At 70.4% G+C, this 17,952-nt stretch carries 16 protein-coding genes; 9 read left to right on the top strand and 7 right to left on the bottom strand.

Annotated features, from left to right (window positions below):
* Positions 1–14 precede the first annotated feature (14 nt).
* Genes HD599_RS09415 through HD599_RS09400 form a run of 4 tightly spaced genes read right to left on the bottom strand, consistent with a single transcriptional unit; the run spans position 15 to position 5,105 of the window.
* Complete coding sequence (locus HD599_RS09415; RefSeq protein ID WP_343061993.1) at positions 15–1,700, bottom strand: dipeptide ABC transporter ATP-binding protein; 1,686 nt, start codon at positions 1,698–1,700, stop codon at positions 15–17.
* On the bottom strand, positions 1,697–2,500 hold the full coding sequence (locus HD599_RS09410) for an ABC transporter permease subunit (protein WP_184236463.1): 804 nt from the start codon (positions 2,498–2,500) through the stop codon (positions 1,697–1,699). Before HD599_RS09410 ends, HD599_RS09415 begins: the two co-directional genes overlap by 4 nt.
* Positions 2,497–3,453, bottom strand: a complete 957-nt coding sequence (locus tag HD599_RS09405; protein WP_246376610.1) for an ABC transporter permease — start codon at positions 3,451–3,453, stop codon at positions 2,497–2,499. Before HD599_RS09405 ends, HD599_RS09410 begins: the two co-directional genes overlap by 4 nt.
* A 20-nt stretch (positions 3,454–3,473) precedes the next feature.
* Positions 3,474–5,105, bottom strand: a complete 1,632-nt coding sequence (locus tag HD599_RS09400) for an ABC transporter substrate-binding protein (RefSeq protein WP_184236460.1) — start codon at positions 5,103–5,105, stop codon at positions 3,474–3,476.
* 111 nt (positions 5,106–5,216) lie between these two features.
* Here HD599_RS09400 and HD599_RS09395 point away from each other — a divergent pair, with 111 nt between their 5' ends.
* From HD599_RS09395 to HD599_RS09385, 3 genes are read left to right on the top strand one after another with little or no spacing between them, the layout of a single operon-like run.
* On the top strand, positions 5,217–5,825 hold the full coding sequence (locus HD599_RS09395; RefSeq protein WP_184236457.1) for a TetR family transcriptional regulator: 609 nt from the start codon (positions 5,217–5,219) through the stop codon (positions 5,823–5,825).
* Between the two features lie 56 nt (positions 5,826–5,881).
* Complete coding sequence (locus HD599_RS09390; protein ID WP_184236454.1) at positions 5,882–6,229, top strand: GntR family transcriptional regulator; 348 nt, start codon at positions 5,882–5,884, stop codon at positions 6,227–6,229.
* Complete coding sequence (locus HD599_RS09385) at positions 6,229–7,215, top strand: DUF1648 domain-containing protein (protein WP_184236451.1); 987 nt, start codon at positions 6,229–6,231, stop codon at positions 7,213–7,215. Before HD599_RS09390 ends, HD599_RS09385 begins: the two co-directional genes overlap by 1 nt.
* A 107-nt stretch (positions 7,216–7,322) precedes the next feature.
* Here HD599_RS09385 and HD599_RS09380 read toward each other — a convergent pair whose 3' ends face one another.
* Positions 7,323–8,255 carry a cation diffusion facilitator family transporter gene (locus HD599_RS09380; protein WP_184236448.1) on the bottom strand — a complete coding sequence of 311 codons (933 nt, stop codon included), beginning with the start codon at positions 8,253–8,255 and terminating at the stop codon, positions 7,323–7,325.
* Positions 8,256–8,287: 32 nt separating this feature from the next.
* On the opposite strand from HD599_RS09380, the gene HD599_RS09375 reads away from it, so the two are divergent.
* Together HD599_RS09375 and HD599_RS09370 are read left to right on the top strand one after the other, a co-directional pair.
* Positions 8,288–9,784: a sensor histidine kinase gene (locus tag HD599_RS09375; RefSeq protein WP_184236444.1), complete on the top strand. Its 1,497-nt coding sequence runs from the start codon at positions 8,288–8,290 to the stop codon at positions 9,782–9,784.
* A complete protein-coding gene (locus tag HD599_RS09370; protein WP_184236440.1) occupies positions 9,781–10,437 on the top strand; it encodes a response regulator in 657 nt (218 codons plus the stop codon). Before HD599_RS09375 ends, HD599_RS09370 begins: the two co-directional genes overlap by 4 nt.
* 32 nt (positions 10,438–10,469) lie before the next feature.
* Here HD599_RS09370 and HD599_RS09365 read toward each other — a convergent pair whose 3' ends face one another.
* Positions 10,470–11,114 carry a hypothetical protein gene (locus HD599_RS09365; RefSeq protein WP_184240701.1) on the bottom strand — a complete coding sequence of 215 codons (645 nt, stop codon included), beginning with the start codon at positions 11,112–11,114 and terminating at the stop codon, positions 10,470–10,472.
* A 105-nt stretch (positions 11,115–11,219) separates the two neighbouring features.
* Complete coding sequence (locus tag HD599_RS09360) at positions 11,220–11,900, bottom strand: hypothetical protein (RefSeq protein WP_184236438.1); 681 nt, start codon at positions 11,898–11,900, stop codon at positions 11,220–11,222.
* Between the two features lie 318 nt (positions 11,901–12,218).
* Here HD599_RS09360 and ileS point away from each other — a divergent pair, with 318 nt between their 5' ends.
* Genes ileS through ndk form a run of 4 tightly spaced genes read left to right on the top strand, consistent with a single transcriptional unit; the run spans position 12,219 to position 17,809 of the window.
* Complete coding sequence (gene ileS / locus HD599_RS09355; protein ID WP_184236435.1) at positions 12,219–15,524, top strand: isoleucine--tRNA ligase; 3,306 nt, start codon at positions 12,219–12,221, stop codon at positions 15,522–15,524.
* Entirely contained in the window at positions 15,517–17,010 is a 1,494-nt protein-coding gene (locus tag HD599_RS09350; protein ID WP_184236432.1) for a bifunctional folylpolyglutamate synthase/dihydrofolate synthase, read from the top strand. The genes ileS and HD599_RS09350 overlap by 8 nt, the downstream gene beginning before the upstream one ends.
* The gene (locus HD599_RS09345; protein ID WP_184236429.1) at positions 17,007–17,399 is read left to right on the top strand and encodes a DUF4233 domain-containing protein; all 393 of its coding nucleotides are present in this window, start codon (positions 17,007–17,009) and stop codon (positions 17,397–17,399) included. Before HD599_RS09350 ends, HD599_RS09345 begins: the two co-directional genes overlap by 4 nt.
* Positions 17,396–17,809 (top strand): nucleoside-diphosphate kinase, encoded by a 414-nt coding sequence (gene ndk / locus HD599_RS09340; RefSeq protein ID WP_184236426.1) that lies wholly within the window; start codon positions 17,396–17,398, stop codon positions 17,807–17,809. Before HD599_RS09345 ends, ndk begins: the two co-directional genes overlap by 4 nt.
* Positions 17,810–17,952: the final 143 nt, after the last annotated feature.

Here is a 17,952-nt window from a genome sequence, read left to right as displayed (position 1 = left end):
CAGGCACCAGAGGGTCAGGATGTCGCAGGACGCGAGCCGATCCGCGGTGCCGAGGCGAGCAACGCCCGCGTGTACTCGTGTTCCGGGGCGAGGAAGACGCTCTCGGTCGCACCCCGTTCGACCACGCGGCCGTCGCGCATCACGAGCACCTCGTCGCTGATGTGGCGCACGACGCCGAGGTCGTGGGTGATGAACAGGTAGCTCAGGCCGAGGTCGCGCTGCAGGTCGTCGAGCAGGTCGAGCACCTGTGCCTGCACCGAGACATCGAGGCTCGAGACCGGTTCGTCGCAGACGATCACGTCGGGACGCGGCGCGATGGCCCGCGCGATCGCGACCCGCTGCTGCTGCCCGCCCGAAAGGAGGCGCGGGCGTCGGGACGCCACGGACCCGTCGAGCCCGACCTGCTCGAGCAGCGCCGTGACCTCGGCGCCCGCGCGTTGGGTGCGGCCGTGGCTGAGCGCGTCGGCGATGATGTGGCCGACCGTGAGACGCGGGTCGAACGAGCTGAGCGCGTCCTGGTAGATGGCACCGATGCGCGGACGCAGGTCGCGGCGGTCGCGCTCGCGCGCGGTGCTCCAGGCGCGGCCGAGGACGCGCACCTCGCCGGCGTCGGGGGCGTCGAGTGCGAGGACGAGCCGCGCGAGCGTCGTCTTTCCCGACCCCGACTCGCCGACCACCCCGAGCGTCGTGCCGCGGGCCAGCTCGAAGCTGACGTCGTCGACCGCGACCCGGGCGCCGAACCGCCGGCTGAGGTGGGACCCGAGCACGACGGGCGCCCCCGCGGCAGGGTCCCCGCCGCCACTAAGTTTCGGAAATTCAGGAAGAGTCGCGGGTGCGGGGGCGATATCGGGCGATATGCCGTGGTTCGCGCGGAGACTTCCTGAATTTCCGACAGTGGGTGCGGCGGCAGCCGCGGTCAGCCGCGTGCCCCGCGGGCGGTCGGTGGGCACGGCCGCGATCAGCTGCCGGGTGTAGGGATGCCGCGGCGCACCGAGCACCTCGGCGGTCGGCCCGCTTTCCACGACGGCGCCGCGGTGCATCACGAGCACGCGCGACGCGAGCCGCGAGACGACGGCGAGGTCGTGGCTGATCAGGACGAGCGCCGTGCCCTGGTCGCGCAGCCGCTCGAGCAGGTCGAGAATGCCCGCCTGCACGGTGGAGTCGAGCGCGGTGGTCGGTTCGTCCGCGATCAGCAGGCGGGGGCGCAGCGCGATCGCGGACGCGATGACCGCCCGCTGCCGCAGCCCGCCCGAGAGCTCGTCGGAGCGCTGGCCGGCCCGCAGCGCGGGGTCGGGGATGCCGACCTCGGCCAGCAGCTCGAGCACGCGCGCCTGCCGCTGCGCCGGCGACAGCGCGGTGTGCAGGCGCAGCGCGTCCGCGATCTCGCGCCCGACGAGCCGCAGCGGGTCGAGCGCGACGAGGGCGCCCTGCGACACGTACCCGATCTCCTTGCCGCGGAGCGCCCGGAGACGGCGCTCCGGTGCGTCCAGCAGCGGCATCCCGTCGAAGGAGAGCTCGTCGGCGGACACCCGCGACCCGCGGCCGGCGAGGCCGAGCAGGGCGCGCGCGGTGACGCTCTTGCCCGATCCGGATTCGCCGACGATGCCGATGCACTCGCCGGGCTCCATCTCGAACGAGACGCCGGAGACCACCGGGGCGCCGAACGACACCGTCAGATTGCGCACGCCGAGCAGGCTCACGACTCACGACCCCTCTGCTGGATGGCGCGACCGAGCAGTGTCGTCGCCGCGGCGCTCAACACGATGAACAGCCCGGGGAAGAACGTCATCCACCAGAACGACGCGATGTAGGTGCGGCCGGCGCTGAGCATCGCGCCCCACTCGGCCGCCGGCGGCACGGCGCCGAGCCCGAGGTAGCTGAGCGACGCGGCCCAGACGATCGACTGGCCGACGCCGAGGGTGGCGAGCACGAAGAGCGCGCCGGCCACGTTGGGCAGGACGTGCCGCACGATACGCCGGGTGCGCCCGCGGCCGAGCACGGTCGCTGCCTCGAGATACGGCGAGGTGCGCACCTGGATGACGCGGCTCCGGATGATGCGCGCGTAGCCGGGAGCGGTCGAGAGGCCGACCGCGATCGTGGAGGTCACGACGCCCGGCCCGTAGACGACGATGAACAGCAGCGCGAAGAGCAGCCCCGGGAACGCGAACAGCACCTCGAGGAAGCGCGTCGTGCCGAAGTCGACCCAGCGCGGGCCGAACCCGGCGAGCAGGCCGAACACGAGCGCGAGCCCGAGGCCGATCGCGGTGGCCGCGATGCCGATCAGCAGCGAGGCGCCGGTGCCGTGGACGACGCGCGTGTAGATGTCCCGCCCGGATTCGTCGGTGCCGAAGATGTGCGCGAGGGACGGCGGCTGGAAACTGTCGAGCGGCGCGATCGCGAGCGGGTCGCCGGGGGCGAGCAGGGCCGGGGCGAGGGCCGCGACGGCGAGGAAGAGGATGACGGCGACCGAGGCGATCTCGACGGGACGCGGGCGCTTCACCGGGACACCCGCCGCAGCCGAGGGTCGACCAGCCGGTCGGCCAGGTCGGTGAGCGTGGTGACGAGCATGTAGGCGAGGGCGACGACGAGCACGACGCCGATCACCATCGGCACGTCGCGGGACTGCACGGCCGAGAGCAGGCTGCGCCCGAGACCCTGCCGGGCGAAGATCGTCTCGACCACCACGGCTCCGCTGACCAGCGAGCCGAACGCCCAGCCGACGAGCCCGATCGCCGGGATGGCCGCGTGGCGCAGCGCGTGCCGCCAGAACACCCCGCCGTCGCCCTCGCCGCGCGTGCGGGCGGCGAGCACGAAGGGCGACTGCATGGCGTCGAGCAGCGCCTCGCGCATCACCTGCCCCAGGAAGCCGGCGAGCGGGATGGCGAGCGTGAGAACGGGCAGCACGAGCCCGAGCGGTCCGGGCACGCTCACCGGCGGCAGCCAGCCGAGCAGCGTCGAGAACAGCAGGATCATCGAGATCGCCAGCCAGAAGTGCGGCACGGCGGCCGCGACGATCTCGAGCAGGGACCCGATCGCCGCGCTGATCCGCCCGCCCCTCGTCGACCAGACGGCGAGGCCGAGCGCGAGCGCGGCGGCCACCAGCAGCGAGAGTGCGGCCAGCAGCAGCGTGGGCCCGAGATTGGTGAGAACCACGGATGCCACGTCCTCGCGCAGCGCATACGATGAGCCGAGGTCGCCCGTGGCCAGCCGGCCGAGGTACACGGCGTACTGCGTGACCAGGGGCTGGTCGAGCCCGTAGTCGGCGCGGGCCTGCGCCAGCGCTTCGGCACTCGCCTGCGATCCCGGCCCGCCGAGCACGGCCTCGGCGGGATCGCCGGGGATCAGACGGAGGGCGAAGAAGGTGACGGTCGCGACCGCCCAGAGCACGAAGACCACGCCGCCGAGGCGCAGCAGCGCCCACCGGGCGAGGCGGCCGCGCGTGCCGGTCCGCAGACCGGCGACGAGGTCGACGCTCAGCGATCCAGCCACGTGTCGTAGAGCGTCGGGGTCGATACCGTCGGCATCGCGCGCAATCCCTCCACGTCGGCGCGGAGCAGGAAGTGGTTCTGCTGGTCGTAGAGCGGCAGGATGTAGTACCCCTCGAGCACGATCTGCTGGGCGGCGGCGTAGTCGTCGGCGCGCTCTGCCTCGTTGGAGGTCGCGCCCGCCGACTGGAGCAGGGCGTCGAGTGCGTCATCCTTCACCTGGGAGTGGTTGGCGAAGTACCCGCTCGGGGCGGGGATGGTGCCCGCCGAGTCGAACAGGATACGCAGCACGTCGGGCCCGACCTTGGTGTACGGGGCGCTGACGAGGTCGTAGTCGTTCTCGCCGAGCGCGCCGTACCAGCTCGACAGGTCGAGCGGCTCGAGGTTGACCTTGAAACCGGCCTCCTTGGCGGTCGCCTGCAGCTGCTCGAACAGCGACTGCTCGGCGGGGATCGACTGGTTGGTGCTCACCGGGAAGTCGAGCTCGAGGGTGACGCCGTCCTTTGCCCGGTAGCCGTCGGCGTCGGTCTCGGTCCACCCCGCCTCGTCGAGCAGGTCGGCCGCGGCATCCTGGTCGTACTCGAACAGCTCGGGGTCGGCGGAGTAGCCGAGCTTCTCCACGCTGGAGAGCGGGGAGTAGGAGCGCTCGGCGGTGTCGAAGAACAGGCTCGTGATGGCGTCGTCGACGTTGGCCGAACGGATGAACGCCTCGCGCACGAGCACGTCGTCGAACGGCGCCTTGCTCGAGTTGAGTTCGATGCGGTTGGACGCGCCGGGACGCGGAGCGTTGAGTTCTTCGACGCTGTCGACCGACTCGGCCGCGACGATGGTGTCGGGCTGCACGTTGTCGATCACGTCGACGGTGCCGGCCTGCAGTGCCGCGTAGCGGGAGGCGGAGTCGGGCAGGAAGCGCCATTCGATCCCGTCGAGGTAGGCGGGGCCCTCGTGGGCCGCGTCGGCGGGCGGCGAGGTGTAGTCGTCGTTGCGCTCGAGGGTGATCGATTCCTGACGGTCCCACGCCGTGACGACGAACGGGCCGGTGCCGACGGGCGACTCGCAGTTCTCGGCCTGCGGGCGGGCGAGAGCGGTGGGGGATTCGATGGCGAGCCACGGCTGCGACAGCGACTCGAGCAGCGCGCTGTCGGGCTCGCTGAGCACGAAGCGCGCCGTGCTGTCGTCGACGACCTCCACCGACTCGACCTTCTGCAGAGCGAGGTAGCCGGTGGACGAGCCCGTCGCCGGGTCCTGCAGGTGCGCGACGTTGACCGCGACCGCCTCGGCGGTGAACGGGGTGCCGTCGGTGAAGGTGACGTCGTCGCGCAGGGTGAAGTCCCAGCTGAGGCCGTCGTCGGCGACCGACCACTCGGTGGCGAGCCACGGGATGATCTCGCCGTCGTCGTCGATCGACACGAGCGACTCGAGGTACTGGGTGGCGACGAGCGCCTGCGGGTAGTTGCCACCCACGTGCGGGTCGAGGCAGGTGGGTTCCGCGTCGCCCGACGCGTACACGAGCGTGCCGCCGGTCACCGGCTCGGTGTTCGCCGGGGCGGCAGGGGAGCACCCCGCGATCAGCAGGATGACGGATGCTGCGGCGACGAGGGAGGGTAAAGTGCGGTTCACGGCTGTCTTTCTCGGTGTGCTCGAGGGCGATGGGCGCTATTTTTGGACGCAGTACAGTATCTAACCACGACGGGAACCATTGTGCCGACGACTGCAGATCACAGCCCCGGCGTGGGGCGACCCAAGGTCTCCTCGCGCCAGTTGATCGAGGATGCCGCGGCGGAACTCTTCGTCGAGAACACCTACGCGGGCACGACCATCGACCAGATCACCCGGCGCTCCGGAGTGAGCCGGGCCACCTTCTTCAACTACTTCGGTGCCAAGAGCGACCTGCTGTGGTTCGAGGTCGACCGCGCGATCGACTCCCTGCGGGAGGCCTGCGCCGCGGCATCCGCCAGCGGTTCTCTCGAATCGGTCCGCGAGGTGGTGCTCGCCGTCGCGGGGGAGTTCGACGAGAACCGGGTGCCGCTCGCACTGACCCAGTCCGACGTGATGGGGGCGGGCGAGGATGTCGCGAACTCCGGCCTGCTCCGGGTCGCCGCGCAGGCCGACGTGTACGTGGACTTCTTCGCCGCGCGCGGGGCCCGGCACCGGTCGGACCTGTTGGTGCGCACGGCGGCGAACGCGCTCGCCGGGGCCGTCGCTGCCGGGTGGATCACCTGGGCACGCGCCGGCATCGGGCGCTCGCCGCTCACCGGGTACGTCGCGGAGAGCGTGGACGTGGTGTTCCCGGGCATCGTCGCCGCGTTCGCCGGCGTGGATCGGGGCAACACCTTCTAGCGCCAAAGCGAGTAGTTGCACTTGTTCTAATACAACTAGAACAATAGACTGAAGACATGCTCATCCGTGTCGACCCCGCGTCGCCCATCCCGCTATTCGACCAGCTCGCCGCCGCCGTGCGTTCCGAAGTCGTGCGCGGGGCGCTCGCCGCGGGGGAGCGCCTGCCCTCCGCCCGCGAGCTCGCCGAATCACTCGATCTCAACGTGCACACCGTGCTGCACGCCTACCAGGCGCTCCGCGACGAGGGCCTCATCGACCTGCGACGCGGACGCGGTGCCGTCGTCACCGACCGGGCCCGCGAGTACGGCGACCTCGCCGCGCTGCTGCCCGCGCTCGTCGTCGAGGCGAAGCGGCTCGATCTTTCCCCCGCGGCGCTCGCCGCCATGATCAGAGAGGCCTACTGATGACCGGATACACCCGGAACGAACGCCGACGCATCGTCGCGCTGGGAGCCGTACTGCCAATTCTGTTCTCCATCGTGGGCATCGTCGTCGTGCTGTTCTGGTCGGCCGATCTGCCCGACCCGATCGCGATCCACTGGAGCGCCTCCGGCGAGGCGGACGGGTTCGGTCCGCTCCTCGGGCTCGTGCTGCCGGTCGCCGGATTCGTCGCGCTCTTCTCGGTCTCGCTCACGGTCGCGGCGCTGGTGCAGCGGGCGGGCACCCAGACCCGGTTCCTGGTCGGCACCGTCGTGTGGTTGGCGGTGTTCCTGACCACGGCCATCGGCGGCAGCGTGTGGATGCAGCGCGGTCTCGCCGACGCGGCCGACGCGGGATCCGTGCTTCCGTGGATGCCGGTCGGAATCGTCGCCGGGCTCCTGCTGGCTGTCCCCGCCGGACTCCTCACTCCGCGGGCGCCGCTGCCGGTGGCCGTCGACGACGGGGAACCCCCGCTCGAGCTCGCCGACGGGGAGCGCGCCGTGTGGTCGCGCGGGGTGACGCCGAGCCGCGGCATCCTGATCTTCGTCCTCGCCGCCGTCGCATTCGCCGCCGGGATCGTCGCGCTCGCCTCCACCGCCAGTGACGGCGGGCCGTGGCCGGCGTTCGGCATCCTCGCGGTGGCGGTCGCGGTCGTCGGCGCGACGATGGTGTGGCGGGTGAGGGTGACCGCCGCGGGGGTCTCGGTGCGTTCGGCGCTGGGGTTCCCGAAATTCTCGGTGCCGCTCGACCAGGTCGAGGCGGCCCGGGCCGTGCAGATCTCGCCTCTCGGCGACTTCGGAGGCTGGGGACTCCGCGGGTCGCGACGCCGCTTCGGCATCATCGTGCGGTCGGGCGAGGCGCTCGAGATCGAGCGGACGAACGGCCGGTCGCTAGTCGTGACGGTGGCGGATGCCGCGACCGCGGCCGCGCTCGTCAACGGCCTGCGCGGCAGGGCCGCGGCCGCGCGCTAGGACGGCAGCGGCATCCGCCCCGCCGTATTCGCGCCCACAAGTGTCACCAGTGGCGCCAACCGACCCGACTATGCGACCACGTGTGACGCTTCTGCAGGAGGGCGGGGCTACAGCGACGCGTCGGCCGGTGCCGACAGGGTGAGCACGGCCTTGACGATGTGCGGATTGGTCTCGAGCGCCGCCTCGACCGCGCGCATCGCGACCGCCACGTGCGTCTCGGTGTCGTTGCCGACGAGGTCGACGGCCGCGACGAGGAAGACCCGGCTCGGTCCGACGAACTCGAGGTGCAGGTAGGTGACGCGCTCGATCTCGGTGCGGGCGTTCAGGAAGTCGACCATGCTCGCGGACACGGCGGGGTCGGTCTCCTGCCCGACGAGGAAGCGGCGGTTGCGGTTGATCAGCACGAGAGCGACGATCGCGAGCAGCACGCCGACGAGGATCGAGCCGACCGCGTCGTAGACGGGCGACCCGGTGAGCTGGTGCAGCAGAACGCCGAGGAAGGCGATGACGAGGCCGATCAGGGCGGCGGCGTCCTCGGCGAAGACCGCGCGCAGGGTCGGGTTCGAGCTCTCGAGCACGACGTTGAGGGTGCCGGTGTGCTGCTCGCGCGCGGTCTCGCGCGCCTGTTTGTACGCGCGCAAGAACGACACCCCCTCGAGTACGAACGCGACGCCGAGCACGACGTAGGCGATCGCCCAGTCGCTGGCGGGTTCCGGATCGAGCAGGCTCTGCACCCCGTGGTAGACCGACACGGCGGCGCCGGCGGCGAACAGCCCGAACGCCGCGTACATCGACCAGACGTACGCCTCGCGTCCGTAGCCGAGCGGGTGCGTGGCGTCGGCGCCCCGGGCGGACTTGCGCTCGGCCACGTAGAGGAAGATCTCGTTGCCGGTGTCGGCCCAGGAGTGCGCGACCTCGGCGGCGATCGACGCCGACCCGGTGAGCAGCGCCGCGACCGATTTCGCGATCGCGATCAGCAGGTTCGCCCCGAAGGCGACCAGCACGGTGAGAGTGCTCTCATTTGTTTTGCTGGCAGCCATTTGTCGAGTCTGCCACGCTCCATACTGGGGCGATGAGATCGACGAGATCGCGTCGCATCCGCGTGCCGCGGTGGTCGGTGCGCTCGCGCATCCTGGCCTCGATCCTGCTCGTGGCGTCGATCGGCATGGCGGTCGCGGGGGCGACGTCGTTCCTCGTGCAGCGCGACCGCATCCACAGCGACATCGACGACCTGCTGCTCGCCCACGTCGAGTCGGCCCGCTTCATCGTCACCGGCGAATCCGACGCCGTCACGACCCAGCCGGACCCCGCCGACGCCGACGACACCCCCGGGTTCGCGTCGACCGGCGAGGCACTCGAGGCGGTGCTCGCCCGCATCATCCCCGGGCGCAACGAGAGCGCCCTCGGCATCATCGACGGCGTCGCCACGCTCGTGCCGGGTGTCGATACCTCGTTCCACCTCGAAGACGACGACGGATTCGTCGACAGGGTCGTGGCAGAGACCGAGGATGGCGCGGTCTTCATCGGCACGGACGTACGGCCCGGCGGCACGGTGCGGTACGTCGCGGCGCCGATCGGCGTCGAGGACGACCCGGCCCGCGCGATCTACGTGGCCGCGGTCGACGTCGACGCCGAACTCGAGGAACTGCGCGACGCCTTCAGTACCTACGCCCTCGTCGCGGCCATCACCCTCGTCGCGATCGGGCTCGTCGGCTGGTTCGTCGCCGGACGGCTGCTGCGCCCGTTGCGGCAGCTCGGCGACGCGGCCTCGCGGATCACCGCGAGCGACCGCAAAGAGCGCATCCCGGTGGTCGGGCGCGACGACATCTCCTCTCTCACCGCGACGGTCAACGGCATGCTAGACCGGCTCGACGCGTCGATGACCGGCCAACGCCAGCTGCTCGACGACGTGCGGCACGAGCTCGCGACGCCGATCACGATCGTGCGCGGCCACCTCGAGCTGCTCGACCCGAGCGACACCGCCGAGGTGGAAGCCACCAAGGCGCTAGCGATCGACGAACTCGACCGCATGGCCCGGCTGGTCGACGACATCGAGTCGCTCACCGACTCCCAGCGGATGACCCTTGCCAGGACCCCGACCGACGTCGCCGACCTGACCGCCGAGGTCTTCGCGAAGGCGAGCGTCGTGCCCGACCACGAGTGGGTGCTCACGGGGTCGGCGCACCTGAGCATGGCTCTGGACCCCGGCCGCGTCACCCAGGCCTGGCTGCAGCTCGTCGACAACGCGGCCAAGTACTCGCCGGCCGGATCACGCATCGACGTCGGCAGCACCGGGGGAGACGCGACGGTGGAGTTCTGGGTCGCCGACCGCGGGTCGGGCATCCCCGTCGAGGCGCAGGACCGCATCTTCGAGCGGTTCGGGCGCGCCGACGCCGGCCGCGGCATCCGGGGGTCCGGACTGGGTCTGCCGATCGTGCGTGCGATCGCCGAGGCGCACGGCGGCCGGGTCAGCCTGTCGACGTCGCCCCGGGGGTCGCGATTCGGCATCGTCCTGCCGGTGGTACCCCTCGGCGTCGCCGTCGAAACCGAGGATACTGAGGAGCCGTGAGCAACATCTTGATCGCCGAGGATGAAGAGCGGATCTCGCTGTTCGTCGACAAGGGCCTGCGCGCCGCCGGATTCACGACTACCGTCGTCGTCGACGGAAACGACGCGCTCCAGCAGGTGCGCTCGGGCAACCACGACCTCGTACTGCTCGACGTGGGTCTTCGCGGCCTCGACGGTTTCGAGGTGTTGCGGCGCATCCGCGGCGAGAAGCTCACGCTGCCGGTCATCATGCTGACGGCGCGCACCTCGGTCGAGGACACCGTGGCCGGGCTCGAGGGTGGCGCGAACGACTACATTCCGAAGCCGTTCCGGTTCGACGAACTGCTCGCACGCGTGCGCCTCAGACTGCGGGATGCCACGGCTCAGGTCACGACGACGCTCAGCCGTGGCGACCTCACCCTCGACGCGCTGACCCGACGGGCCACGGTGAACGGCGTGGTCATCGACCTGTCGGCGCGCGAATTCTCGCTCGCCGAGGAATTCCTCTCGCATCCCGACCAGGTCTTGAGCCGCGAACAGCTGCTCAGCCGTGTCTGGGGCCTCGACTTCGACCCCGGATCCAACGTCGTGGACGTCTACGTGCGCTACCTGCGCGCCAAGTTCGGCGCGGAACGAATCGAGACCGTGCGGGGGATGGGCTACCGGTTGCGATAGAGGGGACCGTCAGCCCGGTACGGGCCGCGCCGTCAGTGGTGGCGACCGCCGTCGCCATCTCGACCGTGCGACCCGTCGTCGTCGCCGTCCCATCCTCCGTCGTGGCCGCCGTGTCCGTCGTGGTCGCCCCAGTTGTCGTCGTTGCCGTCATCGGGAGGCGCGGGGGCGGGGGCCGGTGCGGGTGCGGGTGCGGGCACGGGCTTCGGCGCCGCAGGTGCGACTGGTGCAGGAGCGGGAGCCGGGGCAGCCGGAGCGGGAGCCGGGGCGGGAGCCGGGGCGGGTGCTGCTGGTGCTGGTGCTGGTGCGGGTGCGGCAGGCGCTGGTGCCGCCGCGGCCGGAGCGCGGCCGGCGTTCGATCGCGCCGTCGGAACCGGCGGGGGATCTGCGGCGGCGGCCGCCGCAGCCGCCGCGGCCTCGGCATCGCGCTGGGCCTGTGCGGCCGCGGCCGCCTGCGCCGCAGCCGCCTGCTCGGCTTCGACGATCTGCCGGGGCACCGCGACCGCAGCGGTGGCGAGCCCGCTGATGCGCTGCCAGGTCTCGGGGTGCGCAGCCGCCCCGACGTTCTGGGTGCGCGGTTCTCGCTGGTGCGAGTTGATCGAGGCGATGGACGCCCCGGCGATCAGCCCGACACCGACGATTCCGGTGACGACCGCCGCCCACTTCTTGCCCACGTTCATCGGGGGCTCTCCCAACTCGGCCGGAGCCGGTTCTCGGGTGACTCCAGCCATTGTGAAACGGCCTCGATCGCCGGGGGAAGGACTCCGCGGGGTTATGAGACAGATCTAATGGCCGTCGTCCGACCAGGCCGCTCCGTGTTCTCCCTCGTCCCACGAGCCGTCGTCCCACGTCCCGTCGTCGGACGAATCGTCGTCCCACTCGGCGGCGGATTCGTCGTGCCAGCCGCCGTCGCCACCGCCCTCGTGCCAGTCGCCGTCGCCAGTGTCCTCGTGCCACGCCCGCTCGCCGTCGTGCCCGTTCCAGCCACCGTCGTCGTCCCACTTCCGGTCGTCGCGCGAATCGTCGGACCACTCATCGCCGACCCCTTCCGGCGACTGCGGTTCGACCACCACAGGGTCGGGAGCCAGCGGTTGTGCGGCCGGCGATACAGGAGCAGGAACTACGGGCGCCGGCACGACGGGCGACGGTACGGCGACCACGGGATCCACCGGAGCAGCGGGCACGGGCACGGGCGCGGGCGCGGGGTCCGGCTCGGGAACCGCCTCGGGACCGGGCGCGGGAGCGGGCTCCGGCACGGGTGGTGGCAGGGGCGAGGGGGTGGCAGCGGCCGCCGTCGACGGCTCCGCGGTCACGACGGGCGTGGGCTCCAGGACGATCGGTTCGACCCCGCCGAGCGCGCGTCCGTCCTCCACTGGGGTGATCGACCGGGCGACGCCGATCGCGCCGGCGGCAAGCGAGACGGCCAGCAGAATCCCCGTCGCGGCGGTGATAACGGCGCTGCGCATGTATCCAGTGTCCTCCTGGCGGCCCGGGGGAGCGCGGGTGATGAGAGTTCTCTCATTTATCCCGACGCGGCCCGCGGCGGCGATGCGCTCCGGCCGGTAGTATGGGCGCACAGACATCGATCCGGCCATCACCGGGGAGTCGTCGGAAGAACGGGCCTCGGCCCCAGTAGAACCGACCGGTACTGGCCCGTCACAGCCAAAGAACAAGCGGTCGATCGGTCACTGAGCCTGTCGAAGTGAGCGACCGGCAAGCGGGGTGGTACCGCGCGTTCCTGCGAAGGAAGGCGTCCTCGTTCAGACCGACCGATCTGGAGTGAGATGCCGTACCCCCGTAAGACCACTGGCCCCCGCGACGCCGCCACCGGCGTTCCCGCCTCCCCGAACTTCCCCTCGATCGAAGAGGGCGTGCTCGCCTACTGGGCGAGTGACCAGACCTTCCTCGCCTCCATCGAGAACCGCGAGGGTGCCGACGAGTGGGTCTTCTACGACGGACCTCCCTTCGCCAACGGTCTTCCGCACTACGGCCACCTGCTCACCGGCTACGCGAAGGACCTGTTCCCGCGTTTCCAGACGATGCGCGGCAAGCAGGTGCACCGCCGCTTCGGCTGGGACACCCACGGCCTTCCCGCCGAGCTCGAGGCGATGCGGCAGCTCGGCATCACCGAGAAGCACGAAATCGAAGACATGGGCATCGCCGCCTTCAACGCGAAGGCCCGCGAGTCCGTGCTCAAGTACACCGGCGAGTGGCAGGAGTACGTCACCCGCCAGGCGCGCTGGGTCGACTTCGAGAACGACTACAAGACGCTCGACATCAGCTTTATGGAGAGCGTCATCTGGGCGTTCAAGCAGCTTCACACGAAGAACCTCGCCTACGAGGGCTTCCGCGTGCTGCCCTACTGCTGGCACGACGAGACCCCGCTCTCCAATCACGAACTGCGCATGGACGACGACGTCTACAAGATGCGACAGGACCAGACGGTCACCGTGACGTTCCCGCTCGACGGCGCGAAGGCCGAAGCACTCGGGCTGACCGGCGTGCGCGCCCTCGCCTGGACGACCACCCCCTGGACCCTGCCGACGAACCTGGCCCTCGCGGTCGGGCCGGCGATCGAGTACGCGGTCGTGGCATCCGGGCCCCTCGGAGCCGGCGACGGTGCCGCAGAGGGCGTCGCCGACTACCTGCTGGCCACCGACACCGTCGGCGCCTACTTCAAAGACCTCGGGTACGAGAGTGCGGATGCCGCAAAGGCGGCCGTCTCGCGCACCGTGCTCGGAGCCGAGCTCGCGGGAGTGACGTACGACCGCCTCTGGGACTACTACGCGGACGCCGACGAGTACGGCACCGAGAACGCCTGGCAGCTGCTGGTCGCCGACTACGTCGCCACGGGCGAGGGCACCGGTATCGTGCACCAGGCGCCCGCCTACGGTGAGGACGACCAATTGGTCTGCGCCGCCGCCGGCATCCCGGTCATCATCTCCGTCGACGACGGCGGGAAGTTCCTCTCCAACATCGAGGGTGTCGCCGGCCTGCAGGTCTTCGACGCGAACAAGCCGCTCACCCAGCAGCTGCGTGCCGAGGGCCGCCTGCTGCGCGTCGCGAGCTACGAGCACAGCTACCCGCACTGCTGGCGCTGCCGCAACCCGCTGATCTACAAGGCCGTCTCGAGCTGGTTCGTGCGCGTGCCCGAGTTCCGCGACCGCATGGGCGAGCTCAACCAGGAGATCAACTGGGTCCCCGACAACGTCAAGGACGGCCAGTTCGGCAAGTGGATCGGCAACGCCCGCGACTGGTCGATCTCGCGCAACCGGTACTGGGGCAGCCCGATCCCGGTGTGGAAGAGCGACAACCCCGAGTACCCGCGCATCGACGTCTACGGCTCGCTCGACGAGCTCGAGGCCGACTTCGGTGTGCGCCCGACCGACCTGCACCGCCCGTTCATCGACGAGCTGACCCGCCCGAACCCCGACGACCCCACCGGCCAGTCGACGATGCGCCGCATCGAAGACGTGCTCGACGTGTGGTTCGACTCCGGGTCGATGCCGTTCGCCCAGGTGCACTACCCCTTCGAGAACCGCGAGTTCTTCGAGGCGCACAACCCCGCCGACTTCATCGTCGAGTACATCGGACAGACCCGCGGCTGGTTCTACACGCTGCACACGCTGTCGACCGCGCTGTTCGACCGTCCCGCGTTCAAGAACGTCATCAGCCACGGCATCGTGCTCGGCTCCGACGGCCAGAAGATGTCGAAGAGCCTGCGCAACTACCCCGACGTCTCCGAGGTGTTCGACCGCGACGGCGCCGACGCGATGCGCTGGTTCCTCATGTCGTCGTCGGTGATCCGCGGCGGAAACCTCGTCGTCACCGAAGAGGCGATCCGCGAGTCGACCCGGCAGTTCCTGCTGCCGTTGTGGAGCACCTACTACTTCTTCACGCTGTACGCCAATGCCGCGTCGAGCAGCGGGTACGAGGCGAAGTGGCGCACCGACTCCACCAACGTGCTCGACCGCTACCTGCTGGCCAAGACCCGGCAGCTCGTGCTCGACGTGACCGACGAGCTCGAGGCGCTCGACAGCCCGATGGCGGCCGCGAAGCTCCGCGACTTCGGCGACGTGCTCACCAACTGGTACGTGCGCCGCAGCCGCGACCGCTTCTGGACCGGCGACGACACCGAGAGCTTCGACACCCTGTTCACGGTGCTCGAGACGCTCACCCGTCTCGCCGCCCCGCTCATCCCGCTCGTCGGCGACGAGATCTGGCAGGGCCTCACCGCCGGCCGTAGCGTCCACCTCGAAGACTGGCCCGACGCCGAGGCCTTCCCGGCCGACAACGCGCTCGTCACCGCGATGGACCGCGTGCGCGCCATCGCCTCCGCCGGCCTGTCGTTGCGCAAAGCCAAGAGCCGCCGCGTGCGCCTGCCGCTCGCCACGCTCACCATCGTGAGCGACGACGGTGCGCAGCTCGGCGAGTTCGCCAGCATCCTGCTGCAGGAGCTCAACGTGAAGGACGTCGTGTTCAGCGCCCTCGAGACCGACAGCTTCGAGCGCTTCGGCATCACGCAGAAGCTCACCGTCAACTCGCGGGCCGCCGGCCCGCGCATCGGCAAGCAGGTGCAGGCCGTTATCAAGGCCGCGCGCGAGGGGGACTGGACCGCCACCGGCGAGACCGTCGTCGTCGGCGGCGTCGAGCTGCTGCCCGCCGAGTTCGACCTCGAACTGCAGTCGTCCGACGAGTCCAACGCGATCGCGTTCCTCGCCGACGGCGGCTTCGTGATCCTCGACACCGAGACGACGCCCGAACTCGAGGCCGAGGGACTCGCCCGCGACCTCATCCGCGCCGTGCAGGACACCCGGAAGGCGGCCGGCCTCGACGTGAGCGACCGCATCTCCATGACGATCCGTGGCGACGCGGCATCCGACCTCGAAGCCCTCACCACGTTCGAGCCGACCATCGCCGGCGACACCCTCGCCACGCAGCTGCGCTTCGCGCTCAGCGACGACCCGGCACTCGACGCGGCCACCGGATCGGCCGCCGGTTCGCAGCGCACCACTCTGGCTCCCGGCCAGTACGCGAACACCGGCGTGCTGGTCATCGATCTCTGGAAGGCGGCATCGGTAGATGTCTAAAGACAACGACAACGACTACCAGGGCTACGACGGCGAACCCGACGAGCCCGACTTCGTCGACGACGGTTCCGGTCTGCCCGACTTCCTGCAGGGCGGCAACGAGGGGACCAACCTCGACGAGGACTCCGACTACGACTTCGACGACAACGAGTTCCAGACCGGTGCCGACGACGTCTACGCCGAGCTGCTCGCCCGCATCGGCGAGGGAGCACCGCAGCCACGCCTCGAACCGACGCGTCGCGCCGTCGAACTGCTCGGCGACCCGCACCGCGCCTACCCGGTCATCCACATCGCCGGAACGAACGGCAAGACGTCGACCAGCCGCATCACCGAGAGCATCCTGCGCGCCTACGGACTGAAGACGGGTCTGCTCACCAGCCCGCACCTGACGCGGGTGAACGAGCGCATCGTCATCGACGGGCAGCCCATCTCGAACCGCGCGCTCGTCGAGAACTGGGCCGACATCCGCCCGTTCCTGCAGATCATCGACGCCGACCTCGCGAAGGAGGGCGAGCCCGAGCTCACGTTCTTCGAGGCGCTCACTGTCCTCGCGTTCGCGAGCTTCGCCGACGCGCCCGTCGACGTCGCCGTCATCGAGGTCGGCATGGGCGGCGAGTGGGATTCCACCAACGTCGCCGACGGCCAGGTCGCGGTATTCACGCCGATCGCCCTCGACCACACGCAGCGCCTCGGCAACACCGTCGCCGAGATCGCACGCACCAAGTCGGGCATCATCAAGCCCGTCGCCAACGTCGTGTCTGCGACGCAGACCCCGGAGGCCCTCGCCGAGCTGCAGCGGGCGGCCGAGCTCACCGAGAGCTCGTTCTCGGTGCAGGGCGCCGACTTCGCGCTCGAGTCGACGACCGTCGCCGTCGGCGGCCAGGTCATCTCGGTCAAGGGCCTCGCGGCCAGCTACCCCGACCTGTTCCTGCCGATGTTCGGCGACCACCAGGCGCAGAACGCCACGCTCGCGATCGCCGCGGTCGAGTCGTTCCTCGGCGGCGGCAGCAACCCGCTCGTCACCGACGTGCTCGCCGAGGGACTGGCCGAGGCCACCTCGCCCGGCCGCCTGCAGATCATCGGCACCGAGCCGACCGTGCTCGTCGACGCCGCGCACAACCCGCACGGCGCCGAAGCCCTCGCCTCGGCGATCGGCAGCTACTTCACCTTCGACGAGGTCGCCGTGGTCATCGGCGTGCTGCAGGACAAGGACGCCGACGGAATCGTCGCGGCCCTCGCCCCGATCGCCACCCGGTTCTACGTCACCCAGTCGGAATCCGACCGCGCCGTCGACGCCGACGACCTCGCCTACATCGTGCGCACGCACACGGACGAGGTCTACACCGACGAGTCGGCCGAGGCCGCGCTCGAGGCGGCGCGCGAGTGGGCGGACCAGGGCGAGAAGCGCGCCGTGCTCGTGACCGGATCGATCACGCTCGTCGGCGACGCCATCCGCCTCGGCGTCATTTCGAAGTGGAAGCGATGACCACGCCAGCGCCCCGCGTGCGCCGCCAGCGCTCGGTCACCGAGATGCTGCTCTCGATCGTGCTCGGGCTCGAAGCCGTGCTCGTCTTCTTCGTGATGCTCGTCGTCTACGGGCTGAAGTCGCTGGAGCCGGCACTCGCGTTCGGCGGCGGTATCGCGCTCATCGTGGTGCTGCTGCTCGCCGGGCGACTGCTCAAGTACCCGTGGGGCGTCTGGCTGGGCTGGGTTCTGCAGCTCGTGCTGCTCGCCTCCGGCCTGCTGATTCCGCTGATGTACCTCATCGCCGGCGGATTCCTTGCGATCTGGATCTACTGTTTCGTCAAGGGCCGCCAGATCGACCACCAGAAGGCTGCGTTCGCAGCCGCCAACAACCCAGGAGAAGAACCGTGAGCGTCGAAGAAACACTCGTACTCGTCAAGCCCGACGGCGTTGCCCGCAACCTCACCGGCGAGATCCTCCGCCGCATCGAAGCGAAGGGCTACCAGCTCGTCGACATCAAGTTCGTCGAGGCCAGCCGCGAGCTGCTCGGAGCGCACTACGCCGAGCACGAGGGCAAGCCGTTCTACGAGCCCCTCGTCGAGTTCATGGAGAGCGGCCCGATCGTCGCGATCCGCGTCGCCGGCAACAGCGTGATCGAGGGATTCCGTTCCCTCGCCGGCACCACCAACCCGACGACCGCGGCGCCCGGGACCATCCGCGGCGACCTCGGCCGTGACTGGGGCCTCAAGGTGCAGCAGAACCTCGTGCACGGCAGCGACTCGGTCGAGTCGGCGCAGCGGGAGCTCGCTCTCTGGTTCTAGGTTTCGCGAACGACGAAGGCCCGCACCCCGATCGGGGTGCGGGCCTTCGTCGTCGGAGGGGGATTGAGCCTGTGAAAATCCGGGGTTCTGAACCTCGGTCGCGGGCTCCCTCGGCGCTGGGGTCGCGGAATCGCTGGCGCGAT

The organism is Conyzicola lurida (assembly GCF_014204935.1).
GTDB lineage: Bacteria > Actinomycetota > Actinomycetes > Actinomycetales > Microbacteriaceae > Conyzicola > Conyzicola lurida.
Note: the sequence above shows the minus strand (reverse complement) of the source record. Positions and strands in the feature narration are given on the sequence as shown.